The sequence below is a fragment of the Mucilaginibacter sp. P1_D10 genome, assembly GCF_056406215.1.
The window spans coordinates 328,029-353,978 of the sequence record NZ_JBFUAP010000005.1; the positions used below are offsets into that span (position 1 = coordinate 328,029).

Genomic DNA, 25,950 nt, shown 5'->3' on the forward strand with positions numbered 1-25,950 from the left:
AAAAAGGTTGCACAAAAAAATAAACCCGTTTTTTAATTATAATGTTTAAACGTTGCTTTTATATTTGCATTGTGGAAAATAATAAAAAAGTTGCTTTAATTATACTCGATGGCTGGGGTTATGGCCGTGAAGACGAATCTAACGCTATACTGGCTGCCAACACGCCATTTTTCGATTCGCTGATAGCCAACTATCCAAATTCTAAACTGGAAGCTTCAGGGCTTGCCGTGGGCCTTCCCGAAGGGCAAATGGGCAACTCGGAGGTTGGCCACATGAATTTGGGCGCCGGCCGTGTAGTGTACCAGGAACTGGGCCGCATAAACAAAGCGGTTATTGATAACGAATTTGTGCAGAACGAAACCCTGCTGGAAGCGTTTAACTACGCCAAAGCAAACGATAAAGATGTACACCTGATAGGCCTGGTAAGCGATGGCGGTGTGCATGCCCACATTAAGCACGTAATAGGTTTGGTTGATGCTACCACCCAATTGGGCTTAGAGAAAGTATTCATCCACGCCTTTTTAGATGGACGCGATACCGACCCGAACTCCGGCCTGGGCTTTATTGACGAACTGAACCAACACATTGCTCCTACCCCGGCCAAACTGGCATCGGCCATTGGCAGGTACTACGCAATGGACCGCGATAACCGCTGGGAACGCGTTAAAAAAGCTTATGACCTGCTGGTAAACGGCGAAGGCGAAGGTTCGCAGGACATCATTGCCTCTATCCAAAAATCATACGACGAGGGTGTTACCGACGAATTTATACTGCCAATTGTACATGTAGATAGCTATGGCAAACCGGTTGCCGTAATAAAAGAAGGCGATGTGGTTATCTGCTTCAATTTCCGTACCGATAGGGGCCGCGAAATTTCGCTGGCACTTACGCAGAAACCCTTCCCGGAATACAATATGCACCCGCTGGATGTGAAGTACGTAACCATGACCTCGTACGACGAAACCTTTAAAAATGTAAGCGTTGTTTTCCGTAAGGACGACCTAAGCAAAACATTGGGAGAAGTTTTAGAAGGTGCTAATAAAAACCAGATACGCATAGCCGAAACAGAGAAATACCCGCACGTAACGTTCTTCTTCAGCGGCGGCCGCGAAAAGGAATTCATCAACGAGAAGCGCATATTAGTACCATCGCCAAAGGTAGCCACCTACGATCTGCAGCCCGAAATGAGCGCAGCAGGTATCCGCGATGCAATTATCCCGGAGTTGATTGCCGAATGGCCCGATTTTGTGTGCCTCAACTTTGCCAATACCGATATGGTGGGTCATACAGGTGTTTTCAGTGCAGTTGTTAAAGCCGCCGAAACGGCTGATGCCTGCACTAAAGCCGTGGTAGAAACCGGCTTGGCGCATGGCTACTCATTCATCATTATTGCCGACCATGGCAACGCCGATTACATGATAAACGACGACGGCTCGCCAAACACCGCGCATACCACCAACCTGGTGCCCTGCATTGTGATAGATAGCGACGTTAAAGCCGTGAAAGATGGCAAACTGGGCGATATCGCGCCAACCATTTTAAGCATGATGGGCGTGCCTATCCCCGAGGAAATGAGTGGTAATGTATTGGTATAAACCACTGCGAAAATATATCCTGGTTACAGGCGGACTGCTGCTTCTATGCTGCTGGTTCGCCTGCAAACCCGAAATAAAGGAAACCGGCGCTACCTTAAAATACTTCGACCTGAAGGAGTTTTTCAAGACAGATTCTGCCCGGTTGGCCAAGCTGAACCCCACCATCACTAAAACGGTAAGCCACAACGGCGATAGCCAAACCAAAAAACTGAAGATTGCCAACTGGGGGCAGGAATTTAATTTGTTTACTTCATCAGATATCAACAAACCCGCCTGGAAGGATAGTTACAATGTAGATTCTAAAGCCAATTTTCATGGCTTCCATACTTTTTTTCGGGCTAAATTCCCTGAGTTAAAAACGCGGGAAATTGAGATTATAGAAGATAGAAATGGCAAAATAAGCAAAATTCGAATTACCAATTACGTCCACAATATTCTCTATCATACGGACGAAACTTTAACTTATATTCCTGGTGAATATTATTTAATAGTAAAAAATCAGGAAATAAAAGTAATGGGCCACAACGGCTATGTTATAAAGGGCGTTTTTAATTAGTGCTTGCCTGTGGCAGAAGCAAGCTTTTCTTTAGAAATATCCAGTAGCGAAGATATATCTGTGCGGCCGGGGTTATCGCCCAACACTTTCTCCAAATCGGCAACAGAGGCACGCAAGGAGTTGATGCCCCTCACCTTATCGTAATTTTTCTGGTTGGCTTGCAGCTTAAATATGCCATACTCCCGGTAAGCAATGCCGCGGGTTTGGTAGCTTTTGGTTTGCTCGGTTGGGTCCATCGCAATGGCCTTAGTAAGGTCGAAGATGGCACCTAGCAGATACTTCTCCCTTTCATCGGGCGAGAGGTAGGTATCTTTACCCAAAAAGCTTTTGGCGCGTGCACGGTAGTAATAAGCCGTGGCATCAACCGGATTTATGAAGATAGCTTTAGTGTAGGCGGCGATGGATTTTCGGTAGTTTTCGCTGTGGTAATATGAGTAGCCCAGCATCCAGTAGGCGTTGGCGTTGGTAGAATCTACCAGGCAGGCTTTCTCTAATTGCGCCACGGCAGTCTTGAAATTGCCATCCATAAAGGCTTGCTGGCCCAATTTTACATAGGCATTTTGTGCCGATGATTCGAGCGATGTGATCACGAGAAGGGAAATTATTGCCGAGAGCCTCATTAAATACCTAACGTGTGTAACAAAATTGTAGTATATTAACTTGCAATAGTATAAAATATTATACTAAGCCGCTATTTTTTGTTGGAAAATTTGGGGAGGAACGGGTATCAAAGAAGTGCAGCTACCAAAGCTTTTTTGGATTTGATGCTTAAACGTCAATTATTATACTTTATTGTATCTCGAGAAAAATATTTATATTAAAGATATTTTAAAATCATAAAAACAAAAAAGCCGACTTGTCACCGGCTCTATCGTTATAGATTTTCAAGTATTTTACTTTTGTCTTATTTTCGATAAATCGAGTTTACTCACAGCAATTTTTGCTTCTTCTACCTTTTTCAAAACAAATGGATCGTTGGAGTGGTCTTTTACGCTATCGCTTATAATAGCACCACTACCGTAGCCGTAAATTATATTGCTTTTTGTTTTTTTAATAGCAGGCATATAAATCCTTTCTTTATACATCAAATATAGCATTTTACTTTTTCTTCACCAAAAATGCTTCATAGTTCACATTCCGTTGAAAAGGGTATGCCATATCATCAATAACACCAAACACCTCAAACTCCATGTTAATTTCTTCTATCGATGCGTTAATTGCTATTTGATAAAGCCGTGTTCTTACAGGTGTACTTCCCTTTGCATAAATAAAATGATTTCCATAGTGAATGCAAAAATCTATGATAGTATAAGCGGTTGTCGCAAGGACCACATCTCTATCGCCATTATCGCTAATTGTAAGGTCGCTTTTCCCGCCATTTGGGTCTACATCAACCAGTGAAAGGTTGTAAATTGTCGGCTCATCTTGAATAAGTCCAAACGTGACCATTTTTTTAATCCGACCATTAGGCCCGTCGCTGTAAAATTCATAATTCTGAAAGTCTTTGGTTAGGTAGCTATAACGAGGTAGATTCATTTATACTGATAGTGATAAGGTTGTATTGAGGGGCTCAATTTGCGACCTCAAATTGTTAAATAATTCTTTGATATACAAGCCTACCGTTCCGTTTATGGTTAGCCCCCCAGCATGACTTTTTTTCCACTATCACCTCCTCCCGCCAATTCCGCCTGAAACATTTCCCTCCCCGCAACGTCTAATAAATCAAATACTTAACCGCACAGCCAAAATACCCGCTCAAATAAACCTATATTGGCATAGTGCTTGAAACAGTATATTTGTATATATAAAACTGATAGCCAACCCCTATTTAATATGCTTGCGGCTTGCCGGGGCTGACAATATGGCGTTCACCTATCCTTAACCGAACGTATTGATGAGTTTCGATCCTTTTGATTTTAAAAACACCGCTGCTATAAACGAAGATTCTGAATTCTTCCCGCTGATGTCGTCAGAGGACGAAGAAGAGATGAATAACGAGCAGGTCCCTGATATTTTAGCCATACTTCCGCTTCGCAATACCGTGTTGTTCCCCGGTGTGGTGATACCCATTACCGTTGGCCGCGATAAATCTATCAAACTGATACGCGATGCCAACAAAGGCAAACGCCTTATTGGCGTGGTGGCACAGCAGGATGTAAGTATCGAAGATCCTAACTTTAGCCAGCTGAACCGTGTGGGCACCATTGCCCTTATCATTAAAATGCTGCAAATGCCCGATGGCAACACCACCGTGATATTGCAGGGCAAAAAACGTTTTGTTTTAAAGGATGAGGTACAAAGCGAACCTTACATTAAAGCAACTGTTGAGCCTTTTAAAGAGGTAAAGCCGAAGGAAGATAAAGAATTTAAAGCCATGGTATCGTCTGTAAAAGACATGGCCATGAACATTATACAGCTATCGCCAAATATCCCCAGCGAAGCGGGTATTGCTATCCGCAATATCGAAAGCACCAACTTCCTCATCAATTTCATATCATCTAATATGAATGCGGATATGGCGGCCAAGCAAAACCTGCTGGAAACCGCCAGCCTGCGCGACAGGATAAACATGGTGCTGGAACACCTGACTTTAGACCTGCAGATGCTGGAACTGAAGAACCAGATACAAACCAAGGTGCGGGTAGACCTTGACAAGCAGCAACGCGACTACTTCCTTAACCAACAGCTGAAAACCATCCAGGAAGAACTGGGCGGCACCTCGCCCGATTTGGAGATTGAGAACCTGCGCCAGCGCGCCCTCAAGAAAAAATGGAGCAAGGAAGTGAAGACCCAGTTTGCCAAAGAGCTGGAAAAACTTACCCGCACCAACCCCGCCGCTGCAGATTATTCGGTGCAGATCAACTATCTGGAACTGCTGCTTGATTTACCGTGGAACGAGTTCACCAAAGACAACTTCGACCTTAAACGCGCCCAAAAAGTGTTGGATAAGGACCACTTCGGCCTTGATAAAGTAAAACAACGGATCATCGAATACCTCGCCGTGCTTAAGTTAAAGCACGACATGAAAGCCCCCATCCTTTGTTTGGTTGGCCCTCCGGGCGTTGGTAAAACATCATTGGGCAAGTCGATCGCCAAAGCTTTAGGCCGTAAATACGTTCGCATGGCCCTCGGCGGCGTGCGCGATGAAGCCGAGATACGCGGGCACCGCAAAACCTATATCGGTGCCATGCCGGGCAGGATTATCCAATCGGTAAAGAAAGCCGGGGCAGCAAACCCGGTATTTATTCTGGATGAGATAGATAAGGTGAGCAACGATTTCCGCGGCGATCCATCCTCTGCCCTGCTGGAAGTGTTGGACCCCGAACAAAACAGCACTTTTTATGATAACTACGTGGAGATGGATTTCGACTTGTCGAACATCATGTTCATCGCCACGGCAAACTCCTTGAGCAGCATACAGCCGGCATTGCTGGATCGTATGGAGATCATCGAAGTGAACGGTTACACCATCGAAGAAAAGATTGAGATAGCCAAACGCCACCTGGTGCCCAAGCAGCGCGAAGCCCACGGCTTAAACAATAAGCAGGTAATCATCAAAAACGAGATAGTAGAACGGTTGATAGAAGATTACACCCGCGAATCGGGTGTGCGTGCGTTGGAAAAACGCATAGGCTCGGTAGTACGTGGCGTTGCCAAAAACATCGCCATGGAAGAAGAGTACAATCCTGCGGTGAACAAAAAAGATGTGGTTAAAATCCTGGGAGCACCTTTTTATGATAAGGACCTTTATGAGAACAATGACATCGCAGGCGTAGTAACGGGCCTGGCCTGGACATCCGTTGGTGGCGATATTTTGTTCATCGAATCGAGCCTGAGTCCCGGCAACGGAAAGCTTACCCTAACCGGCAGCCTGGGCGATGTAATGAAGGAATCGGTTACCATTGCTTTAGCTTATTTAAGAGCACACGCAAGCGCTTTCGACATCAACCCAAAACTGTTTGAGCAGTGGGACGTTCACGTCCATGTACCCGCAGGTGCTACCCCAAAGGATGGCCCATCGGCCGGTGTTACGATGCTTACGGCTTTGGTTTCAGCGTTTACACAGCGTAAATTAAAACCACATTTGGCTATGACCGGCGAAATAACCCTGCGCGGCCGTGTGTTGCCTGTAGGCGGCATTAAGGAGAAGATACTGGCTGCCAAACGCGCCAATATCAAGGAGATTATCCTCTGCAAATCGAACCAGAAAGATATCCTGGAAATAAAAGAAGACTACATCAAGGATTTGAAGTTCCACTATGTAACCGACATGAAGGAAGTAGTTGAATTAGCCCTGCTGAACGAAAAGGTAAGCAACGCGCTGGATTTGACGGTGAAAGAAAAAGAACCGAAACCGGTGATAAATTAATCTTCCCCGAAAATATATTTGAAAGCAGCGCAATTGCGCTGCTTTTTTTATGGCTGATATTCTCGTTGTAATGCCTAAATTGCCACTACATGCGTATTCTGCCTTCAAAATATTTAACACTCTTCCTTTCTGTTGTTTTTGTGTGCCTTGTGTTTACTGCTTCGGCGCAAAACACTATTAGCGGTACGGTGCGGGATGATAAAGGCCTTACCCTCCCCGGCGTAATCATTTTTTTATCCGGCACCAAATCCATTACCGCAGCCGATAATGACGGGAAGTTCAACCTTAAAAACATCGCCCCCGGCTCCTACACGCTTACGGCGCGGTTTGTTGGTTTCCAAACGTTTACCCAGGCGGTTACCATTGCCAAAAACGTAACAGTCGATATCAAGCTGACGCCTGCTGTAAATCAGCTATCCGAAGTAAAAATCACAGCATACTCAGAAGAGTATTTCCTTAAATTCCGGCAGTATTTCCTTGGCACTACGCCGAATGCCGAAAAATGCACCATCCTGAATAAGGAAGCCCTCCATTTTCATTTCGATAAAGCCAGTAATACGCTTACCGTTACTGCCGATGATTTCTTAGAGATAGAAAACAAAGCCCTGGGCTATAAGATAAAATACCTGCTGCAATCTTTCCGCCTTAACGAAGATGAGAAACAACTGGCCTACCAGGGGCAATCGGTTTTTGCAGAACTAAAACCCGCAACGCCAAAAGAGGCAAAAACCTGGAAGGAAAACCGGGAAATTGCTTACCGGGGCTCCATCTATCATTTCCTGAAGTCTGTTTACATGGGCACACTGCAAAAGGATGGCTATGCTATTTACAGCATCCTGAACAAAACCATGCCGGGAGGAACAGATGATGGCACCAGCATCCGGCCCGAGCGTAAGCAACTGGAAGCCGATTCGCTGATAAGAGGGATGGATGGCGACTTTAAATATCTCAACCATAAGCAAAGCCTGTTTGTGGTGTACACCATTTATGAGCCCGATGCATCAGCGGATATGGGCAGCGGGTACGATATCAAAATGACCACCAAATGGCACACCTTCCCAAAAGGGCAATATTCTATGCTGAGTTTTTTAGCGCCCGAGATTGTGGTGGATAAGCACGGCTACTATAGCCCGCCCGCTGCACTAGCCGTAGAAGGCCGCATGGCATGGGAACAAATTGCCGACCTTAACCCGTTGGAATACGGGGATTGACCGAAGCATATACTTTCATAAACCACTATATATCAGGTGTAAATATCAAAACGATATTTCTACTTTTGCGTTATGCCCGATTTTGCCCAAATTATTTACGCCATAGAAGTACATTCTGTTGAGGGGATAAAGGCCTATTTTGCAGACGGCGGAAACCCCAACGAGGTGCATAATGGCGTGCCGCTTTTTACCAGCATGGAAGAAATGTACACCCGCGGCGAACGGTTTAAGCATTGCATAAAGGCTTTTGTTGATGCGGGACTGGAATTTGCAGACAAGGCCCTACTTGCCGTTTTGGCGCATGATGCTGAAGCGTTGCAGCTGGTACTGAAACAACAGCCGGATGCAGCCTTCAAAACCTATTCGATATTCAACAATACTTATACCCCCCTTACCGGCGGCACACTAATGCATTTCTGTGCCGAATACAACAGCCTTGCCTGTGCGGAGGTACTTTTAAAATATGGTGCCGATGTTGACACAAAAGCGGCTATTGATGAGCATGGCTTTGGCGGCCATACCCCTATCTTCCACACGGTAAACCAAAATGGCAATGCGTCTATTGATATGCTGCACTTTTTGCTCAGGAACAAGGCGGATACATTGCATATGGTAAAAGGACTTATTTGGGGCAAAGGCTACGAGTGGGAAACCTTTATACCTGCGGTAAACCCTATCAGCTATGCCATGATGGGTTCATTGCCCCAGATGCACCGTAAAGAGCAAACGGTAACTGAGATAGTGAGTTTGTTGATGAAGCATACTTTTGGCATTAATTACATGCCCCAAAATGTACCTAACGCATATCTTCGGCATTAAACGCTCCATCCTCTAATCTTCTGAATTCCGAAATCAAAATCTCGAATTCCGAAATCAGTTCCTCCCCATTTGCATTTATCATTCCTAATTGCTTAGATTTATACAAACCTTAAATACAATTAATTATGGACATTAACCTCGTAAACTGGCCAGCCGTTGTGGTTGCAGGCCTCTCCGCATTTGCCGTTGGCGGCATATGGTATTCAAAGCCGCTTTTCGCTAACGCCTGGATGAAAGATAGCGGCCTTACCGAAGAGCAAGTGAAAGCCGGCAACAAGGGTAAAATATTCGGTTTCACAGCACTTTTCTCTGTTATCATGTCGGCCAACCTGGCTTTTTTCCTGGCAGATGCTAAGGTGGATCTCGCATTCGGAACAGCGGCAGGCTTCGCCGCCGGTATCTGGACCTTCGGTGCTATAGCCACCCACAGCCTCTTCGAGCTGAAATCCTGGCGACACATATTCATCAACGGCGGCTATAGCGTTGTATCCTTAACGCTGATGGGCCTGATATTGGGTGCATGGCGGGCGCACTAATATGTCTGAACTCGAGTTGTCTGAACTCGAATTTTAAGGAATTAAGGGAATTAACAGAATTTATAATCGCATCGATACATAAATTCTGCAAATTTTAAAAATTCCTTAAAATTCGAGTTCAGAAAAATAGCCCAAAGCTGCGTACTTTTGCGCCGGATGAAAAGCAAGGAAGAAATACTGAACAGTTATTATAGCCAGGGTGCCGATGGTATGCCCGAAATTTCGGCAGATGGTTTACTCAAAGCCATGGAAGAATACCGCCTGCAAGCCGAAGAAGCCGCATTTAATGCTGCAAAGGCATATGAAGGAGGCGTTATAGGTGGCAAAGAGCTTTTCGAGACCTTTGCAGATTACAAAGCCAGTCTAGATGTACCCCTCGCTGCTACCATCGAACCCACAGAGGCCGAAACCATCCAATTTATGGCAGATAGCATCCTGGAGATGTTTATCCCGCACGATAAAAACATCAAAACAATCTCTTTTGATATCCGTAGCGGCGGGAAAAGTTATACCGTGAACTATACAAAAAGGCAAGATGAGCGATGGGCATTTACCGGATACACACCCGGCCCCTCCCTTTAGAATTTCAATATCAGATTCTAGTTTTATTAGAATTTAGGTTTTCTCTTTTAGAATTTGAGCCTCAGCTCACATTCGCTACTTTAAACGGCTTCACATCTACGCTTTCCCATATTTTTTGGGTGATGTAGGGTTCGCTCATTTTCCAGGCTTCCAGCTGCTCTTCCGTCTCGAATTGCAGCACCATTACCGAGCCTATCATTTTGCCATCGTCGTTCAAAATGGCTCCGCCTAAAATGTAGTTTCCACTTGCTTTAAGGGCAACGGCGCCATCCAGGTGATGCGGGCGCACGCCCATACGGCGATCGAGCGCGCCTTCGTCGGTATAATCATAGCCGGTAACTAGGTATTGGTTCATATTGGTTTTGTTTAAAAGTATAATCTATAACGTTTGGGTTACAAATTAATTGAAAAACCTGTAGATAAGCCTATAAAATAACTGTGAGTTTTACATTATATTTGTTTCTTAAACCATTACGCCATTATGAGAGAACAACTACAGCAGGAATTTTTAGCGCACTACGGTAAAGAACATCAATATACATACTTTTCGCCGGGCAGGGTAAACCTCATTGGCGAGCATATCGATTACAACGGCGGCCTGGTTATGCCTTGCGCGGTTACCTTAGGTACTTACCTGCTTGTTGCGCCAAATAATGAGGGTGTTTTCCGTTTCAAAAGCGTAAACTTTAAAGAAACTGCGGAGATTGCCGTAGGATCCAGCAATGCCAAAAAGGAGGAACTTTGGTTCAACTACCCTACCGGCGTTATCGAACATTTCAATAAAGATGGCAAGCAATTGCAGGGGCTGGATATGCTATATTACGGCAATATCCCTATCGCTTCGGGCCTATCTTCTTCGGCTTCTATCGAAGTGGTAACCGCCTTTGCTTTAAACGATTTGTTCGATGCCGGCTATACCAAACTGGAGCTGGTAAAATTGGCCAAATGGGTAGAGAATGTGTTCATCGGCCTGCAAAGCGGTATTATGGACCAGTTTTCGGTTGCTTTTGGTGAAAAGAACAAAGCCCTGATGCTGAATTGCGATACGCTGGATTACCAGGCGGTAGACAGCAACCTTGGCGATTACCTGCTGGCCATCATCAACACCAACAAGCCCCGCAAACTCGCCGAATCTAAATACAACGAACGCGTACAGGAATGCAATACCGCACTGGCCGCCTTGCAACAGGAGTTGGATATCAAATACCTCTGCGATATCGATACCGAAACATTCAATAAACATAAGCACCTGATTACTGATGCTACAGTATTGAACCGCGCTACCCATGTGGTTGAAGAAAACGACCGCGTAAAATTGGCCGCTAAGGCCCTAAGCAATAACAACCTTACCGAATTTGGCAGGCTGATGTACGCATCGCACAATTCATTGAGCACCTTGTATGAGGTAAGCGGTAAGGAACTGGATACCGTAGTAGAGTTTTGCAAACCCAATAAAGATGTTATCGGTGCCCGTATGACCGGTGCCGGTTTTGGCGGTTGCGCCATAGCACTGGTTAAAAAAGATGCCTTCGAGAAATTCAGCTCCGAAGTAAGCGAATACTACACCAAAGAAGTTGGCTACGCACCATCTGTTTACAGCTCGCTCATCGGCAATGGCGTTGGCCTGCTGAATGAAGTGGTGGCAGTGTATTAATCTTTTAGTGAGTGGTGAATAGAGGGTGGGGAGTGGTTGCAAAACCCGCTCACATTGTCTATTCACCATTTCAATTTAGAACCACTCTCCCAATCAACCAATCTCCACTCACCATCCCATGCGCAAACTTAAATTAGACGAACTTAACCGGGCCACTGTAGCAGAATTTCAACAGCAGGATAAGTTGCCGGTTGTAGTTGTGCTGGATAACGTGCGGAGCATGCACAACATCGGGTCGATATTCCGCACCTCTGATGCCCTCGCCGCTACGGCGGTTTACCTTTGCGGCATTACCGCTCAACCCCCGCATCGCGAAATCGAAAAAACGGCACTCGGTGCCACGCAATCTGTTACCTGGGAATACTTTGAAGATACGCTTGCCGCAATAGCCAAACTCCGCGCAAACGGATACAAAATAGTTGCCATAGAACAGGCCGAGAACAGCACTATGCTGAATGATTTCGTGCCATCGGCCGGCGAAAAATATGCGCTGATTTTCGGCAACGAGGTAAACGGCGTAAGCGAGGAGGCAATGCAATTGATAGATACCTGCATCGAGATACCGCAATTCGGCACCAAGCATTCCTTCAATATCGTGGTATCTGCAGGCATCGTTCTCTGGGATTTTTATTCCAAAATTGCCCGGGGATAGCCTGGTGTAAGATTTTTTGCGTAGTTTTAGCTAAGCCTAAAGCTGTTTATCAGAATGAAACTACCCCTACGCCTTACATCCGCAAAATGCGGCAACGCCTGCCAATCCTTAGTCCTTACTACATTCATAGCTACGGCATTGCTCTTTGGCAATGTACACCAAGCCTGGTCGCAATCAGAAAACGGCTATAACCTGCTTTGGCGCATAAGCGGCAAAGGCCTCAGCAAGCCCTCCTACCTGTTCGGCACCATGCATGTTAAAGACAAGCGCGCGTTCGCTTTCAGCGATTCGGTGATACTGGCCATGCAAAACTGCCGAACGTTTGCACTCGAAACACATCCCGACAGCATCATAAAAAAGATGTTCGTAACCATGCGCGGGCAGGATAGCCTCCGCAGCGTACGCAGGATGCTCAGCAAAGACGATTACGACAAATTGGCACAGCGTTTCGAAAAGAAGAACGGCTACCCAATGGGCGATATCGACCCCGTACAAGCCGAATCCATGCTCACGCCCGAGCGGGAAAAACCCGATGATAAGAAGACCTTCCTGGATGCATACCTCTTTGGTGTTGCACGCACTATGCATAAAAATACTTTTGGCCTGGAAGATGCTGCCAAACAATTCGACGATTATTACAGCGCCGATAACCCGGAGCTTAGGGACAGGCTAAGCGCTTTACTGCAGGACGACGATGAAGAGGGGCAACTGGATGCTACCGACGATATGATAACGGTTTATAGTACCGGCAACCTAAAAAACATTGTAGAGTATATGGGCGATGACCGGCTTGCCGACTCTATCCTCATTGTGCGCAATAATGTAATGGTAAACAGCATGATGAAGTACATGCCAGGCGATGGCCTGTTTACCGCTGTGGGTGTTGCGCACCTGCCCGGCGATAATGGCATCATTGCGCTGCTTAGGAAACAAGGTTATACGCTAACACCTGTCGGTGCCAATTTCAGCAACATTGCCGATAGGTACAACACCGATTACACCAGGCTTAAATGGGAAACTTTTACCGACGAAGGCCGGGGTTATTCTATGGATTTGCCCTTCACACCTATCCAAACGGATGCACTGATGGGGATGAACACCGTACTTTACGCGGATGTAGCCAATGATGTTTTTTTGGGCGCTTATGCCGTGTTGCAAGGGGGAGGCAGTACGCCCAGGAGCCAGCATGCCGTTGTTGCAGAAATCATCAAAAAGCTAAAGGGCAAACCAAGCAACCATATCCTGATCAATAAAACAGTGATCGTAAACGGACTTAAAGCAACCGATGTAACCATTGATACGGGCGAGGGTACGGGCCTGCGATACCGCATATTCTTCAACAACAATATGCTATACTGCCTGTATGCCGGCAATACGCTTGCAAACGTTAACCAGGCTTATGCCAACCGCTTCTTCAATTCATTCAAGGCCTTTAAGCCGATACCGCAACGCCCCAAAGATTGGATTACTTTAACAAAGGACACCGCAGCGTTCAGCATAAATTTACCTGTAAAACCGCAGCTGATGGAAAAAGAACTGCCTATGCAATCGGGCACGGCCAACATAACGATGCGAATATACATGAGTACCGATACGGTAAAGCTGGAGAATTACCTGCTGCGCTATAACGATTACCCAAGCGGCCTGTACCTCAGCAGCGCCGAAAAAGCCTTTGACGCTATCCTCGCCGAATTTAAAACAAAGGGGATCGACATCACCAGCACGCAAAACATCACCAAAGATGGCGAACCGGGCATGGACTTAAACTTCACCATGAAAGATTACCATTGCCGCGTACAGTTATTTGCCCGCGGCAACCGCATATACCTGTTGCTGAAACAAAATCTTACACCGGGAACGCCCCTTGCTACCGACGACGACTTCTTCTCCTCTTTTAAATTCACCCCTTACCTGGTACCTACTTTACACCCTTATAGCTTTGAAGGCGGCAACTTCACAGCCAAAAGTTTCGACGACGTAAAGGTGGTAAAAGATTCTGTGGCCAACTACAGTACATTTCTTTTCAGTAAAGGCACAGTTTACTCCGTTAACCGTACGTCGGGCGCATTGTACAGCATCGAGCATGCCGGCATCAGCAAATACTACCGTGCAAAAAACGTCGATTCGATGTACAACGCCATCATACCCGAATCTGTGACTTATGCCGATACCCTCTTAAAAGTTGATACCATCAAAGTAAACGGCCTTAGCGGGAGGGAATTTATCACCCGCCAGAAAAGTGGCACCGCCCGGAAACGTTTCCGCTTATTCCTCGACAATGGTGACATGTTTTACATCACCGGTCACCAAAGCAATGCAGAGATAAACAGTGAAATAGAAAACCAATTTTATAATTCGATAGTGAAAACGCATGATACTGCACCTATCGACCTTGCATCATCCAAAGCGGCACTAATTGTAAACGACTTATCCTCTCCCGATTCCGTAACGCGCGATCAGGCTATCGGCGCGCTATCCTATTACGAGTTCGAAAAAGATGAGCTGCCTTATGTGTACGCCGCCATGCAGAAAAGCTTCCCCGATGACTCCACGAGCTACGGGTCGCGCGGAAAATTGCTGCGCCTGCTTAGTACCCTGCACGATGACACCACCGCAACAGTACTTAAAAAGATTTATCTCTCGCCCGCTGTGCCCGAGAGCATCAAAAAAACCGCACTCAACGTACTGGGCAATGATAAAATAAAAGATGGTTTCAGCACTTACCTGGATTTACTGACTAACCACAAACTGCTGGAAAAAGAAGGGATGTACCAGGTTTTTAGTCCCTTGTATGATACGCTGGATTATGTTACCGCCAATTACAGCAAGATTGCACCGCTGCTAAAAAATGATAATTATCGCGGCAGTATGCTGGCGATATTTAACCAAATGCTCACTACCGATAACAAGGCAAAGTACGCAGGCTTTGTTGCCACGCATTTTGATGAACTGACGGCCTATGCTAACCAGGACTTGAAAGAATACCTTGAACTACCGGACAGCGTATATAACGTATCTAACACCCCTTACTATTATCTGCAGCTGATGAAGGCCGTTAAAAACAAGCCGCTTACGGCAAGTTTCACCGCTGCTTTAGTAAAGGATGGAAAGCCTGATGGCTACCTGAGCGAGGCCATCATTACCCGCCTGCAAAACAAATTACCGGTGCAGCAACAGGCCATAAATAGTGTTCTGGATTCTATTAGCCTGCGGTACAGCTTACTGGAGGCACTTAACCAGGAGAAGTTGCTGGCCCGCGCCCCACTTAAGTACCGCACGCAAGCCGCCTTCGCCAAAGCATCGTTGTTTAGCTATATAGAGGTGCAGGACGATGGCAGCGCAAGCAATATTACCTTGCTTGGCACCCTTACAGAAAAATTGAACACCTATTATGTGTTTAAATTCAATACACCTTATAGTGACGAAGGCACCGAATATATCGCCATTTGCGGGCCGTATAAAACCGGGGCGACTGCGTTGGATTTCAAAAGCTACAGGGCTTATACCAATTGGGATAAAAAAGAAGCCAACTGGCAAAAGCAAGCCAGGAAGATGATACCTGATCTGAAAAAATCCGTAGCGGAGGATTTGAAAAGGTAATAATCCTGCTAAATTAGCAAGCTATGAACGCCCTCGCCAAAAAACTACTTGTAAAGCCAGGTCAAACCTGGTTGGTATTAGATCCGCCGGAAGATTATTTGGCTGCCTTAGAACCTCTGCCCGATGGCGTAACACTGGTGTTTACCATAGATAAACCGGTTGATGGCATACAACTGTTCGTAAAGATGAGCACCGAACTTGCTGCGGGGCTGGCGGATATCAAACCGATATTGAAGCCGGAAACCGTTCTGTGGGTTATCTACCCCAAGAAAAACAAAGGCATCGATACCGATTTGGAGATGATGGGCGGATGGGACGTATCTAAGGAATATGGTTTGCGACCGGTAGCCTCGGCAGCTATCAACGATACCTGGACCACCCTGCGTTTCCGCCCGGAAGTGCTGGTAAAACAGTCAGAGTTTCGTAACGATGCGGTTAAGCAAAACGACTATTCGGCGTATATCAACCCTGAAACCAAACAGGTAACCCTGCCCGCCGATGTTGCTGAAGCCATGTCGGCAGTGCCCGAAAGCATCGGGATTTACGATAAGCTTGCCTACTCGCACCGCAAGGAATATGTGGTTTGGATTTTATCTGCCAAACAAGAGCAAACACGTTTAAACCGGGTTGCTAAAATGGTAGAAATGCTGCTGGCCGGTAAGAAGAATCCTTCGGAGAAATAAATTAGACACGAATTTCACGAATTACGGCGAATTTCACAAAGCATAGCGGCTTAGTCATCCTCTTCGTTCTCGATATCTTCCAACATCCTCTTTTGGGTGTAATGGAAAGCGTCGATATATCGTTGTTTATTAGGGTTATCTTTCCTTATCAATAAAGCACTATACCAACCTTGTTCGGCATAGTCGATATGTGATTGATGGCGTTCGTATCCACTTTTTAATTCGTTGAACCAACGGCCAAAGATGATTCGTCTATTTCGGGCAAGCCCATCGGTATTCAGGCATATATAAATAAACGCATCTTCGCTTCGCTTATCAAAAAAATCTGTTAAAATATTTAAAATGGTAGACTTAGTGCCGACATCGTAACGTTGCCTTTTATTGGGATTTTTTCTAACACACTCAAATCCAAAAGAACGAGCATCGACGAATTCTCCTTCAGTAAGGGGATCCATTAAATAGAAATCGGTAAAATAAACGAAATATTCATCTCCTGATGAATTAGTAAACTGGTACCCGCTGGAATTTGGCGTCAGATTATAAAGGCTTGACAAATTTAATATCCTTAAGAGTGGAAAGCGGTTTCCCTTCTTTAACAGCATTACTAATCCTTATCTTATCTTCAATCAACTGAATGAAAGGATTGACAAAAGATTTCTTTTGCTTTTTAGACGTAGTATGCGATTTTGAGTTGGACACAAACAAATATATTAAAAGTATTTCAGCTATAAAAATCGGTGGCAAATTGTAGCCGAAGCGCTGTCGGCTGTGCCCGAAAGCATCGGGATTTACGATAAGCTTGCTTACTCGCACCGCAAGGAATATGTGGTTTGGATTTTATCTGCCAAACAAGAGCAAACCCGACTTAACCGGATTACTAAAATGGTAGAGATGTTGCTGGCCGGTAAGAAGAATCCTTCGGAGAAATAATCTCCCTTCACAATTAAAACTATTCTGAAAATATTTTTTTGGTTTCTCTTGTTTTATTAAATACATGCTCTACATTTGTAGAGTATAATATATACTTGTAGAGCAATATGAAATTATCTAAAGCCGAAGAACAGTTGATGGAGCATTTATGGTCGCTGCAAAAGGCGTTTATGAAGGATATTTTAGAGTGTTATGGCGAACCCAAACCTGCTACCACCACCATTGCCACCATGCTGAAACGAATGGCTGACAAAGGTTTTGTAGGCTATAAGCTCTTCGGCAACTCAAGGGAATACCACCCGCTGATAGCTAAGGCGGACTATTTCTCTACCCATGTAAACGGATTGATCAAAACATTCTTCAATAACTCCGCATCGCAGTTTGCGTCGTTCTTTACTCGTGAGACCAATTTATCTGCCGGCGAACTGGAGGATCTGAAAAAAGTAATTGAACAGGAAATTAATAAAAAGAAAAAATGATAGCATATCTCATCAAATCGGCTTTTTGTTTAGCGTTGCTATTGGCCATGTATCATCTTTTATTAGAGAAAGAGGCCATCCATAAATTCAAGCGCACATTCTTATTGGTAAGCCTGTTATTCGGTATGGCCATGCCGCTCATCAGTATCAATGTTGCTATGCCCGAATCCCCCGTTGCCGATATAGCACGGCTTGCGCCAGTCGCCGGGTTTATGCATGATAATACGGCAAACCTAATCATCTCCCCGGGCACAACCGTTGTTATCACTCCGCCCCGGGGGGTATTATTGGAAGATTACCTGTTGATAATTTATATAGGGATAACCGCGATTTTATTGCTTCGCTTTGGCTTCAATTTGATAGCCATACTGATCAAAGCCCGGCGCAACGAGCACGTGTCTATCGATGGCGGTACGCTGGTTTTAATGAACGAATCCATCATCCCCAATAGCTTTCTGCAATACATTTTTGTAAACCGGGATGAATTCCTAAGCCATCGGCTCGAACCTGAATTACTTATGCACGAGTTGGTGCATGTTCGCCAAAAACATTCATTAGATATTATTCTTATTGAATTGCTCAAAACCATACTCTGGTTTAACCCGCTGTTTATCCTCTATAAAAAGGCCATCCAGCTTAACCACGAATTTTTAGCGGATGAAGGTGTCATCCAATTCCATGCCGATATCAAAAGCTATCAAAACCTGCTGCTCACCAAAGTTGGGCTACAATCCAATTATGCGCTGGCCAGCAATTTCAATTATTCTGTAACCAAAAAACGATTGATCATGATGAGACATTCTACCTCCAAACTTAAGGCTGTTGCAAAAGGGTTTGCACTGCTCCCTTTGATGCTAATAATAGCAATTGTAATGTGTGTGAAAGCTGAAGCAAAAATTGAACTACCGTCAGTTCTAAATCCGCACACAGCAAAAGCAGATACACTTAAACCCTCAAAACAAACTCCAACCGTTGTAAATCGCGATTATATCAGCCCCGATAGTGTTATTATTCACTACACTCGTAAAGATGGCAGCAAAGTTACCAAAAAGCTTAGCGAGCTCCCGGCAGAAAAACAAAAGCAGTTGGGCAGCTTCGCCAGGCGGTACGTTATTGCGTCCATAAAGTACCCGTCGGTTAAACAGTTCAATGCCTGGAAAAATGCCTCGATGTATGGCATTTGGTTGGATGACAAGCACGTTAGTAACGATGTATTGAACAATTACGCAGCAAAAGATATTGTAATGTTTAACAACAGCAAATTGTACGGCGCAGCAAAAAAAGGAAGATCTTACTATTACCAGGCCGACCTTTACACGCTACCCAAATACAAACAATTAAAAGCTGAGAACGAGGCCGACAATAAAAAGCCCCGAAAAATGATCAATATCTACTCCACCGAAGTGCTGGACTAACTGCTTAGGTCAACTAATCAAAAAAGCGCCCTTTTGGGGCGCTTTAATTTTTATGATGGGCTTAAGATTAGGGCTTAATAAAATACCTGCTCAAACTGGTTCACGGCATCCTTGCTTTCGAGGTTGCTGTGGCCCATTAAAAACTCATCAACCTTGCGTGCGGCTTCGCGGCCTTCAGATATGGCCCAAACCACCAATGATTGACCGCGGCGCATATCGCCGGCTGCAAACACCTTGCTTACGTTGGTGCGGTAAACGCCTTCTTTGGCTTTAACGTTCTTGCGTTCGTCAAGGGCCACATTAAGTTGCTGCAAAGCACCATCGAACTGCGGGTTTACGAAACCCATAGCCAAAAACACACGCTGGCAAGGTATTTCGCGTTCGCTGCCTGCCACTTCGCTGAATTTCACCGGGCGGCCCATCAGGTCAATCTCCCAGCTTACATCTACTACTTTCAAGGCACGCAGTTCGCCGTTCTCGTCGCCCAAAAATTCTTTGGTGTTAATGCCCCAAAAACGTTCAACACCTTCCTCGTGGCTGCTGGTGGTTTTAAGCACCATTGGGTAAGTTGGCCATGGCATGTGCGCGGTACGCTGCTCTGGTGGCTGCACCATTACCTCAAACTGCCTTACCGATTTTGCACCCTGGCGGTTAGATGTACCTACGCAGTCGCTGCCGGTATCGCCGCCGCCAATTACCACCACATCTTTACCCGAGGTTAGGATATCTTCGCCCTGTACTTCTGTATTGCTAACGCGCTTGTTCTGTTGTTTTAAAAACTCCATGGCAAAGTAAACGCCCTTTAAGTCCCTGCCAGGGATAGGCAAATTACGCGGGATGGTAGATCCGCCTGCCAAAACAACCGCATCGTGGCTACGCACAATCTCGTCGGCAGGAATATCTTTACCGATCTCGGTATTGCATTTAAAGGTGATACCATCCTCTTCCATGATCTGGATACGGCGGTCTATCACCCATTTTTCTAACTTGAAATCGGGGATACCGTAACGCAGCAAGCCACCCGGGCGGTCGTCGCGTTCAAAAACGGTAACCTTGTGGCCGGCCTTGGCTAACTGCGCAGCGGCAGCCAAACCTGCAGGCCCGGAGCCCACTACGGCAACGTTTTTACCCGATTTGATTAGCGGCGCAGTAGGTTTAACCATGTTTTTAGAGTAAGCAACCTCTATGATGTGCTTCTCTATCTCCTCAATAGCAACCGGTGGCTTATTGATGCCCAGTACGCATGCCGATTCGCACGGTGCGGGGCAAATTCTACCGGTAAACTCCGGGAAGTTATTGGTTGATGATAGTATCTGGTATGCCTCGCCCCAGTTTTTGCGATACACGGCATCGTTAAACTCGGGGATAACGTTACCCAGCGGACAGCCGCTATGGCAAAACGGGATACCGCAGTTCATACAGCGTGCGCTTTGCTGGTTCAATTTCTCTTCGGGATACAAACCAACAAACTCGTTATAGTTTTTCAAACGCTCGGTAACCGGCGTTTTTTGGGGAAGCTCCCTGTTAAATTCCTGAAATCCTGTAGGTTTTCCCATGATTATCCTATAGCTTGTAATTGTTGTTTCTCTAATACTTTCTTGTACTCTTTCGGATATACCTTAACAAACTGTGCCGAAGCTTCTTTCCAGTTTTTAAGGATGCCCTGGGCAACTTTGCTGCCCGTTAAGTGGATATGCTTTTTAAGCAAGGCGGTGATTTGCTCTTCATCCTGCACCGATAGCGGATCCAGATCTACCATCTCCTTATTGCAGTTGTCGGCAAAGGTGCCGTTAGGGTTGTATATCCAGGCTATACCGCCGCTCATACCGGCAGCAAAGTTACGGCCTGTTTCGCCAAGGATCAGTGCACGGCCGCCGGTCATGTATTCGCAACCGTGGTCGCCAATGCCTTCTACAACGGTGGTAGCACCGGAGTTACGTACCGCGAAACGCTCGCCTGCCATACCGCGTACGAACAACTCGCCCGATGTTGCGCCGTAAAGTGCCACGTTGCCAATAATGATATTTTCTTCGGGATTGAAGGTTGCGTTCGCAGCCGGGTAAACCGCTAACTGCGCGCCCGATAGGCCTTTGCCTACGTAGTCGTTACCCTCGCCTTCCAGCTCAAAGGAAACACCTTTGGTGGTGAATGCGCCAAAGCTTTGCCCTGCCGAACCTTTGAATTTGTAGTTGATGGTATTATCGGGCAAACCTGCCGAGCCATACAGCTTAGATATCTCGTTAGACAGCAGGGTACCTATGGTACGGTCAACGTTCTTCACATCGAATGTAGCAAATACCGGGGTTTTATCTTCCAAAGCCGTTTTCGCATGCTCCAGCAATTTCCAATCGATAATGGCATCCATACCATGGTCTTGCTTTTCGCTGTTGTAAAGCGTCATGCCTTTGGTATTGTTCATGGGGTGCAATATGCCGCTCAGGTCAACCTTTTTGGCTTTCCAGCTCTGGATATTATCGCGAACCTTTAAGAACTGCACGCGCCCAACCATCTCCTGGATGGTGCGGAAGCCCAGCTCGGCCATTATCTCTCGTAGCTCCTCCGCCATAAAACGGAACAGGTTTACCACATGGTCAGGCTTGCCACTAAACAGCTTCCTCAATTCAGGATCCTGCGTGGCAACGCCTACAGGGCAAGTGTTCAGGTGGCATTTACGCATCATGATACAGCCGCCTACTACCAATGCTGCGGTAGCAACGCCCCACTCCTCGGCACCTAACAAGGCTGCTATGGCCAAATCGCGACCGGTCTTCAGCTGCCCGTCTGTTTGTAGTACCACGCGGCTACGCAGTTTGTTGCGTACCAGCGTTTGGTGTGCTTCTGATAAGCCAAGCTCCCATGGTAAACCGGCGTGTTTTACCGAACTAATCGGCGATGCGCCTGTACCGCCATCGTAGCCGGCTATTAATATAACATCTGCGTGTGCTTTTGCCACACCCGCAGCTATAGTGCCTACGCCTGCTTTTGATACCAGCTTTACGTTGATACGGGCAGCGCGGTTAGCGTTCTTTAAATCGAAAATCAATTGCGCCAAATCCTCGATAGAGTAAATATCGTGGTGAGGAGGAGGCGATATCAAACCAACGCCTGGTGTAGAGTGGCGTGTTTTGGCAATCCAGTCGTCAACCTTGTGGCCCGGCAGTTGCCCACCCTCGCCTGGTTTTGCGCCTTGTGCCATTTTTATCTGTAGCTCATCGGCATTGGTCAAATAGTTTGAAGTTACCCCAAAACGGCCTGATGCCACTTGCTTGATAGCCGAACGCATCGAATCGCCGTTTGGCAGTTTATCGTAACGTATCTCATCTTCGCCACCCTCGCCGGTATTGCTTTTGCCGCCTATGCGGTTCATGGCAATGGCCATCAGGCTATGCGCCTCGTGCGAGATAGAACCGAACGACATGGCACCCGTAGCAAAACGCGTCATGATGCTTTCTATCGGCTCAACTTCATCGATACTGATGGCTTCGCGGTGATGCGCAAAATCAAGCAAGCCACGTATGGTGTAATGCTTCTCGGTTTGCTCGTTTATTTTAGCCGCGTAGGTTTTGTAAACAGCATAGCTGTTGCTGCGTGTGGCATGTTGCAAAAGGTGTACGGTCTCCGGGTTGAAAAGGTGAGCCTCTCCCCTACGTTTCCACTGATAGATACCACCCTCGGGCAGTAACCTAACATCAGTTTTTGAACTGCCAAAACCGATTTTGTGTTTGCAAAGCGCCTCACGGGCAATCTCATCCAGGCCTAAACCGCCAATACGGGTTATACCGCCAGAGAAATATTTATCTACTACGGCCTTGTTGATCCCCAGTATCTCGAACACCTGCGAACCATGGTAAGATTGCAACGTAGAGATACCCATTTTAGAGAATATCTTCAGCAAGCCATCGTTAACCGATTTTACGTAGTTTTTGTAAAGCGTCTTCAGATCAAGGTTGGTTTCCAGGCTGCCGTTATCCTTCAGCGTTTCTATGGTAGAAAGCGCCAGGTACGGGTTGATGGCCGTAGCACCGAAGGCCAGCAAGGTGGCGAAGTGGTGTACTTCCCAAACGTCGCCGGTTTCCACAACCAAACCTACCGCGCCGCGGCGGCCTTTTTTAATTAAATGGTGATGCACGGCTGATACCGCCAAAAGCATCGGGATTGGCGCGTGCTCAGAATCTACGGCACGGTCGCTCAAAATCAATACCTCAAAACCGTCGTCAACCGCATCTTCGGCATAGCGGCAAAGCCTGGCTATACCTTTTTCCAGCGAACCCGGCATGCCATCGGCATTGAAATAGGTTTGCAGGGTTTTGGCGTGGAATAAGCCGGTATCTATACTACGCAGTTTTTCTAACTGGTGGTTCTTCAGTATCGGGTGATCCAGCACCACGCAATGGCAATGCATTTTATCTTCATCTAACAGATTGCCGTTGTTACCGATGAAGGTAGCCAAACTCATTACCAAACGCTCGCGGATAGGGTCTATCGGCGGGTTGGTAACCTGGGCGAAGAATTGTTTGAAGTAGCTTGACAAATGCTGTGGCTTATCTGAAAGAATAGCCAAAGGCACATCGGTACCCATAGAGCCTACCGGCTCCTTACCATCAAGCGCCATCGGTTTAATGATGGTATCGATATCCTCGCGGCTGTAGCCGAATACCTGCTGGTAACGGAAAACAGAGTCCGGCGACAAGCTGGCGAAAGCCAAACGAGGCTCAGACAGGTTGCTGAGGCGTATCTTATAATTATCCAGCCAACGGCCATAAGGCTGCTGCGAGGTTACTTGTTTCTTTATCTCGTCGTCGGTGATGATCTTGCCTTTTTCGGTATCTATCAGCAGCATTTTGCCGGGCTGCAAACGGCCCTTGCGTAATACGGTACTTTCGTCGATAGCCAAGGTACCGGCTTCTGATGCAGCAATAACGCGGCCATCGTTGGTGATCACATAACGCAATGGGCGCAACCCGTTCCTGTCCAGCAGGGCGCCTACCAGCTTACCATCGGTAAAGGTAATGGCGGCAGGGCCATCCCATGGCTCCATTAAAGTAGCGTGGAATTCGTAGAAGGCCTTTTTAACCGGGTCCATCTGTTCGTTGCCATCCCATGCCTCTGGTATCAGCATCATCATTACGTGCGGCAATGAGCGGCCGGTGTGCAGCAATATCTCGATGATGTTATCCAAACAGGCAGAATCCGACTGGTTGTTATCGATCACCGGTAGCAGCATCTCCATCTCTTCGGCCGTGAAGTAGCTGGAAACGTAGGATTTCAAACCGGCATAAAACCAGTTTAAGTTACCGGTAAGCGTGTTTATCTCGCCGTTATGCGCTATCAGGCGGAATGGCTGTGCCAGTTTCCACGATGGGAACGTATTGGTAGAGAAACGCGAGTGTATCATGGCAAAGCCAGATGCGATACGCGGATCGTTAAGGTCAGTGAAATACTGGCGTAACTGGTAGGTAGTTACCTGGCCCTTATAAATAATGGTTTTGCAGCTTAGCGATGTAAAGTAAAAATACTCGCCTGCGGCAGGCACCGTTTCGTTTACGGTTTTGTTGATGTAACGCCTTAATATATACAGCTTGCGCTCAAAATCATCGGCATTGGTAATATGGTGCGGGCGGGAGACGAACAATTGCTCCACATCAGGCTCGGCCTGGCGGGCGGTTTCGCCTATAGCTGCAGAATCGACCGCCACCTTACGGTAGCCGAGCTTATGCAGCCCCATCTTTTCTATCGCATTAGTAATAATTACTCGGCATGCCTTTTTCAAGGCAGGCTCTTTGGGCAAGAATATCATACCTACGCCATACTCGCCCGGTTCGGGCAAGTTAATTTCGAGGTTAGCACATTCTTCCATAAAAAATTCGTGGGGGAGCTGGATTAAGATACCTGCGCCGTCGCCCGATAAAGGGTCGCAGCCGCATGCGCCGCGGTGCTCCATGTTCTCTAACATGGTCAACGCATCATCAATAATATGGTATGATTTATGTCCGTTTATATTGGTTATAAACCCAGTTCCGCAAGAATCGTGTTCAAATTCCGGCCGGTAAAGGCCCTGCTGGTTGCCATCGGTTTGATCCATCGTATTATCCGATTTTTTGTAATTCGGGTAATAACGAAGTTAACGAATTATAATATTCTTAGAAAACCCCTACTAATTTTTTAAATATTATTAAAAAAAATGCATTTTAACGTTAATTTATTATTAAGTCGACAAAAATCATGTACATTATATATGAAATTTCAAATTTTATTTGATTGTTTCATATGCACACATAGTAAATAAAGTTATTAAAGTAATTTTGCCCAAAGCACATAACATCATATAATATATGCCTGGCAAGAATAAAGCGATTTTTTTAGATAGAGACGGAGTACTGAACAAAGAGATGGGCGACTATGTTTGCCGGGTAGAAGATTTCCACATCCTGGATAATTTCGATGCCTTGAAAACGCTTCAGGATAAGGGATACCTTTTATTGGTAGCCACCAACCAGGGCGGTATTGCAAAAGGCTGGTACGACCTTGCCGAACTGGGCAAAATGCACGCCCTGCTTAAACAAACTTACCAGGAGCATGGAGTAGAAATTACCGACTTTTTCTTTTGCCCCCACCACCCCAACTTTACCGGCGACTGCGATTGCCGCAAACCAAAACCAGGGCTGCTGTTACAAGGCATTGCGAAGTACGACCTCGACCCGTCGAAATCTTATTTCATAGGCGACCGCGAACGCGACGTAGAAGCAGGCACCTCGGCCGGCGTTACCGGAATCTTAATAGACAGCGACCAGCCCATAGCGACGGTGCTGGATCAGATAGCATAGCTTAGTGTACATGTTTTCGGCCAAAAAAAACGCATATGCATAAAG

22 protein-coding genes are annotated in these 25,950 nt (G+C 46.2%); 15 read left to right on the top strand and 7 right to left on the bottom strand.

Going from position 1 to position 25,950, the window contains the following annotated elements; all coding sequences use genetic code 11:
* Positions 1-41: 41 nt before the first annotated feature.
* Both gpmI and AC1DYT_RS10160 read left to right on the top strand, forming a co-directional pair.
* On the top strand, positions 42-1,595 hold the full coding sequence (gpmI, locus tag AC1DYT_RS10155) for a 2,3-bisphosphoglycerate-independent phosphoglycerate mutase (RefSeq protein ID WP_477469503.1): 1,554 nt from the start codon (positions 42-44) through the stop codon (positions 1,593-1,595).
* On the top strand, positions 1,582-2,151 hold the full coding sequence (locus AC1DYT_RS10160) for a hypothetical protein (RefSeq protein WP_477469504.1): 570 nt from the start codon (positions 1,582-1,584) through the stop codon (positions 2,149-2,151). Before gpmI ends, AC1DYT_RS10160 begins: the two co-directional genes overlap by 14 nt.
* On the opposite strand, the gene AC1DYT_RS10165 is transcribed toward AC1DYT_RS10160, so the two are convergent.
* The 3 genes from AC1DYT_RS10165 to AC1DYT_RS10175 all read right to left on the bottom strand — a co-directional run bounded on the left by AC1DYT_RS10165 (position 2,148) and on the right by AC1DYT_RS10175 (position 3,687).
* Positions 2,148-2,741 carry a tetratricopeptide repeat protein gene (locus tag AC1DYT_RS10165; RefSeq protein WP_477462120.1) on the bottom strand — a complete coding sequence of 198 codons (594 nt, stop codon included), beginning with the start codon at positions 2,739-2,741 and terminating at the stop codon, positions 2,148-2,150. The two genes, AC1DYT_RS10160 and AC1DYT_RS10165, sit on opposite strands and share 4 nt — an antisense overlap.
* Before the next feature lie 303 nt (positions 2,742-3,044).
* Positions 3,045-3,215 (bottom strand): hypothetical protein, encoded by a 171-nt coding sequence (locus AC1DYT_RS10170; RefSeq protein ID WP_477469505.1) that lies wholly within the window; start codon positions 3,213-3,215, stop codon positions 3,045-3,047.
* 34 nt (positions 3,216-3,249) lie between these two features.
* Entirely contained in the window at positions 3,250-3,687 is a 438-nt protein-coding gene (locus AC1DYT_RS10175; RefSeq protein ID WP_477469506.1) for a DUF6934 family protein, read from the bottom strand.
* Between the two features lie 358 nt (positions 3,688-4,045).
* Between AC1DYT_RS10175 and lon the strand changes: the two genes are divergently transcribed.
* The 5 genes from lon to AC1DYT_RS10200 all read left to right on the top strand — a co-directional run bounded on the left by lon (position 4,046) and on the right by AC1DYT_RS10200 (position 9,668).
* Entirely contained in the window at positions 4,046-6,520 is a 2,475-nt protein-coding gene (gene lon, locus AC1DYT_RS10180) for an endopeptidase La (RefSeq protein WP_477469507.1), read from the top strand.
* An 89-nt stretch (positions 6,521-6,609) separates the two neighbouring features.
* Positions 6,610-7,731, top strand: coding sequence for a carboxypeptidase-like regulatory domain-containing protein (locus AC1DYT_RS10185; RefSeq protein WP_477469508.1), 1,122 nt, complete (start codon positions 6,610-6,612; stop codon positions 7,729-7,731).
* 72 nt (positions 7,732-7,803) lie between these two features.
* A complete protein-coding gene (locus AC1DYT_RS10190) occupies positions 7,804-8,550 on the top strand; it encodes an ankyrin repeat domain-containing protein (protein ID WP_477469509.1) in 747 nt (248 codons plus the stop codon).
* 125 nt (positions 8,551-8,675) lie between these two features.
* Entirely contained in the window at positions 8,676-9,086 is a 411-nt protein-coding gene (locus AC1DYT_RS10195) for a DUF1761 domain-containing protein (RefSeq protein ID WP_477469510.1), read from the top strand.
* Positions 9,087-9,242: 156 nt separating this feature from the next.
* Entirely contained in the window at positions 9,243-9,668 is a 426-nt protein-coding gene (locus AC1DYT_RS10200; protein ID WP_477469511.1) for a hypothetical protein, read from the top strand.
* Between the two features lie 61 nt (positions 9,669-9,729).
* On the opposite strand, the gene AC1DYT_RS10205 is transcribed toward AC1DYT_RS10200, so the two are convergent.
* Positions 9,730-10,023, bottom strand: coding sequence for a YciI family protein (locus tag AC1DYT_RS10205; RefSeq protein ID WP_477469512.1), 294 nt, complete (start codon positions 10,021-10,023; stop codon positions 9,730-9,732).
* A 126-nt stretch (positions 10,024-10,149) separates the two neighbouring features.
* On the opposite strand from AC1DYT_RS10205, the gene AC1DYT_RS10210 reads away from it, so the two are divergent.
* The 4 genes from AC1DYT_RS10210 (at position 10,150) to AC1DYT_RS10225 (ending at position 16,257) form a co-directional block, all read left to right on the top strand.
* Positions 10,150-11,322 (top strand): galactokinase, encoded by a 1,173-nt coding sequence (locus AC1DYT_RS10210; protein WP_477469513.1) that lies wholly within the window; start codon positions 10,150-10,152, stop codon positions 11,320-11,322.
* A gap of 118 nt (positions 11,323-11,440) precedes the next feature.
* The gene (locus tag AC1DYT_RS10215) at positions 11,441-11,974 is read left to right on the top strand and encodes an RNA methyltransferase (RefSeq protein WP_477469514.1); all 534 of its coding nucleotides are present in this window, start codon (positions 11,441-11,443) and stop codon (positions 11,972-11,974) included.
* 54 nt (positions 11,975-12,028) lie between these two features.
* Positions 12,029-15,574 carry a TraB/GumN family protein gene (locus AC1DYT_RS10220; RefSeq protein WP_477469515.1) on the top strand — a complete coding sequence of 1,182 codons (3,546 nt, stop codon included), beginning with the start codon at positions 12,029-12,031 and terminating at the stop codon, positions 15,572-15,574.
* A 23-nt stretch (positions 15,575-15,597) separates the two neighbouring features.
* A complete protein-coding gene (locus AC1DYT_RS10225) occupies positions 15,598-16,257 on the top strand; it encodes a YdeI/OmpD-associated family protein (RefSeq protein ID WP_477469516.1) in 660 nt (219 codons plus the stop codon).
* 50 nt (positions 16,258-16,307) lie between these two features.
* On the opposite strand, the gene AC1DYT_RS10230 is transcribed toward AC1DYT_RS10225, so the two are convergent.
* Complete coding sequence (locus AC1DYT_RS10230) at positions 16,308-16,712, bottom strand: DUF6169 family protein (protein ID WP_477469517.1); 405 nt, start codon at positions 16,710-16,712, stop codon at positions 16,308-16,310.
* Positions 16,713-17,016: 304 nt separating this feature from the next.
* Here AC1DYT_RS10230 and AC1DYT_RS10235 point away from each other — a divergent pair, with 304 nt between their 5' ends.
* The 3 genes from AC1DYT_RS10235 to AC1DYT_RS10245 all read left to right on the top strand — a co-directional run bounded on the left by AC1DYT_RS10235 (position 17,017) and on the right by AC1DYT_RS10245 (position 19,081).
* A complete protein-coding gene (locus AC1DYT_RS10235) occupies positions 17,017-17,187 on the top strand; it encodes a YdeI/OmpD-associated family protein (RefSeq protein WP_477469577.1) in 171 nt (56 codons plus the stop codon).
* 107 nt (positions 17,188-17,294) lie between these two features.
* Positions 17,295-17,666, top strand: coding sequence for a BlaI/MecI/CopY family transcriptional regulator (locus AC1DYT_RS10240; protein ID WP_477469518.1), 372 nt, complete (start codon positions 17,295-17,297; stop codon positions 17,664-17,666).
* The gene (locus AC1DYT_RS10245; protein ID WP_477469519.1) at positions 17,663-19,081 is read left to right on the top strand and encodes a M56 family metallopeptidase; all 1,419 of its coding nucleotides are present in this window, start codon (positions 17,663-17,665) and stop codon (positions 19,079-19,081) included. Before AC1DYT_RS10240 ends, AC1DYT_RS10245 begins: the two co-directional genes overlap by 4 nt.
* Before the next feature lie 74 nt (positions 19,082-19,155).
* Here AC1DYT_RS10245 and AC1DYT_RS10250 read toward each other — a convergent pair whose 3' ends face one another.
* Positions 19,156-20,637, bottom strand: a complete 1,482-nt coding sequence (locus AC1DYT_RS10250; protein ID WP_477469520.1) for a glutamate synthase subunit beta — start codon at positions 20,635-20,637, stop codon at positions 19,156-19,158.
* A 2-nt stretch (positions 20,638-20,639) separates the two neighbouring features.
* Entirely contained in the window at positions 20,640-25,163 is a 4,524-nt protein-coding gene (gene gltB / locus AC1DYT_RS10255) for a glutamate synthase large subunit (RefSeq protein ID WP_477469521.1), read from the bottom strand.
* Positions 25,164-25,413: 250 nt separating this feature from the next.
* Here gltB and AC1DYT_RS10260 point away from each other — a divergent pair, with 250 nt between their 5' ends.
* Positions 25,414-25,905 carry a D-glycero-alpha-D-manno-heptose-1,7-bisphosphate 7-phosphatase gene (locus AC1DYT_RS10260; protein WP_477461920.1) on the top strand — a complete coding sequence of 164 codons (492 nt, stop codon included), beginning with the start codon at positions 25,414-25,416 and terminating at the stop codon, positions 25,903-25,905.
* Positions 25,906-25,950 lie beyond the last annotated feature (45 nt).

Coding starts and splice junctions, on each gene's coding strand:
- gpmI (WP_477469503.1), top strand. CDS start 42: ATGTTTAAACGTTGCTTTTATATTTGCATTGTGGAAAATAATAAAAAA.
- AC1DYT_RS10160 (WP_477469504.1), top strand. CDS start 1,582: ATGTATTGGTATAAACCACTGCGAAAATATATCCTGGTTACAGGCGGA.
- AC1DYT_RS10170 (WP_477469505.1), bottom strand. CDS start 3,215: ATGCCTGCTATTAAAAAAACAAAAAGCAATATAATTTACGGCTACGGT.
- AC1DYT_RS10175 (WP_477469506.1), bottom strand. CDS start 3,687: ATGAATCTACCTCGTTATAGCTACCTAACCAAAGACTTTCAGAATTAT.
- lon (WP_477469507.1), top strand. CDS start 4,046: ATGAGTTTCGATCCTTTTGATTTTAAAAACACCGCTGCTATAAACGAA.
- AC1DYT_RS10185 (WP_477469508.1), top strand. CDS start 6,610: ATGCGTATTCTGCCTTCAAAATATTTAACACTCTTCCTTTCTGTTGTT.
- AC1DYT_RS10190 (WP_477469509.1), top strand. CDS start 7,804: ATGCCCGATTTTGCCCAAATTATTTACGCCATAGAAGTACATTCTGTT.
- AC1DYT_RS10195 (WP_477469510.1), top strand. CDS start 8,676: ATGGACATTAACCTCGTAAACTGGCCAGCCGTTGTGGTTGCAGGCCTC.
- AC1DYT_RS10200 (WP_477469511.1), top strand. CDS start 9,243: ATGAAAAGCAAGGAAGAAATACTGAACAGTTATTATAGCCAGGGTGCC.
- AC1DYT_RS10205 (WP_477469512.1), bottom strand. CDS start 10,023: ATGAACCAATACCTAGTTACCGGCTATGATTATACCGACGAAGGCGCG.
- AC1DYT_RS10210 (WP_477469513.1), top strand. CDS start 10,150: ATGAGAGAACAACTACAGCAGGAATTTTTAGCGCACTACGGTAAAGAA.
- AC1DYT_RS10215 (WP_477469514.1), top strand. CDS start 11,441: ATGCGCAAACTTAAATTAGACGAACTTAACCGGGCCACTGTAGCAGAA.
- AC1DYT_RS10220 (WP_477469515.1), top strand. CDS start 12,029: ATGAAACTACCCCTACGCCTTACATCCGCAAAATGCGGCAACGCCTGC.
- AC1DYT_RS10225 (WP_477469516.1), top strand. CDS start 15,598: ATGAACGCCCTCGCCAAAAAACTACTTGTAAAGCCAGGTCAAACCTGG.
- AC1DYT_RS10230 (WP_477469517.1), bottom strand. CDS start 16,712: ATGGATCCCCTTACTGAAGGAGAATTCGTCGATGCTCGTTCTTTTGGA.
- AC1DYT_RS10240 (WP_477469518.1), top strand. CDS start 17,295: ATGAAATTATCTAAAGCCGAAGAACAGTTGATGGAGCATTTATGGTCG.
- AC1DYT_RS10245 (WP_477469519.1), top strand. CDS start 17,663: ATGATAGCATATCTCATCAAATCGGCTTTTTGTTTAGCGTTGCTATTG.
- AC1DYT_RS10250 (WP_477469520.1), bottom strand. CDS start 20,637: ATGGGAAAACCTACAGGATTTCAGGAATTTAACAGGGAGCTTCCCCAA.
- gltB (WP_477469521.1), bottom strand. CDS start 25,163: ATGGATCAAACCGATGGCAACCAGCAGGGCCTTTACCGGCCGGAATTT.
- AC1DYT_RS10260 (WP_477461920.1), top strand. CDS start 25,414: ATGCCTGGCAAGAATAAAGCGATTTTTTTAGATAGAGACGGAGTACTG.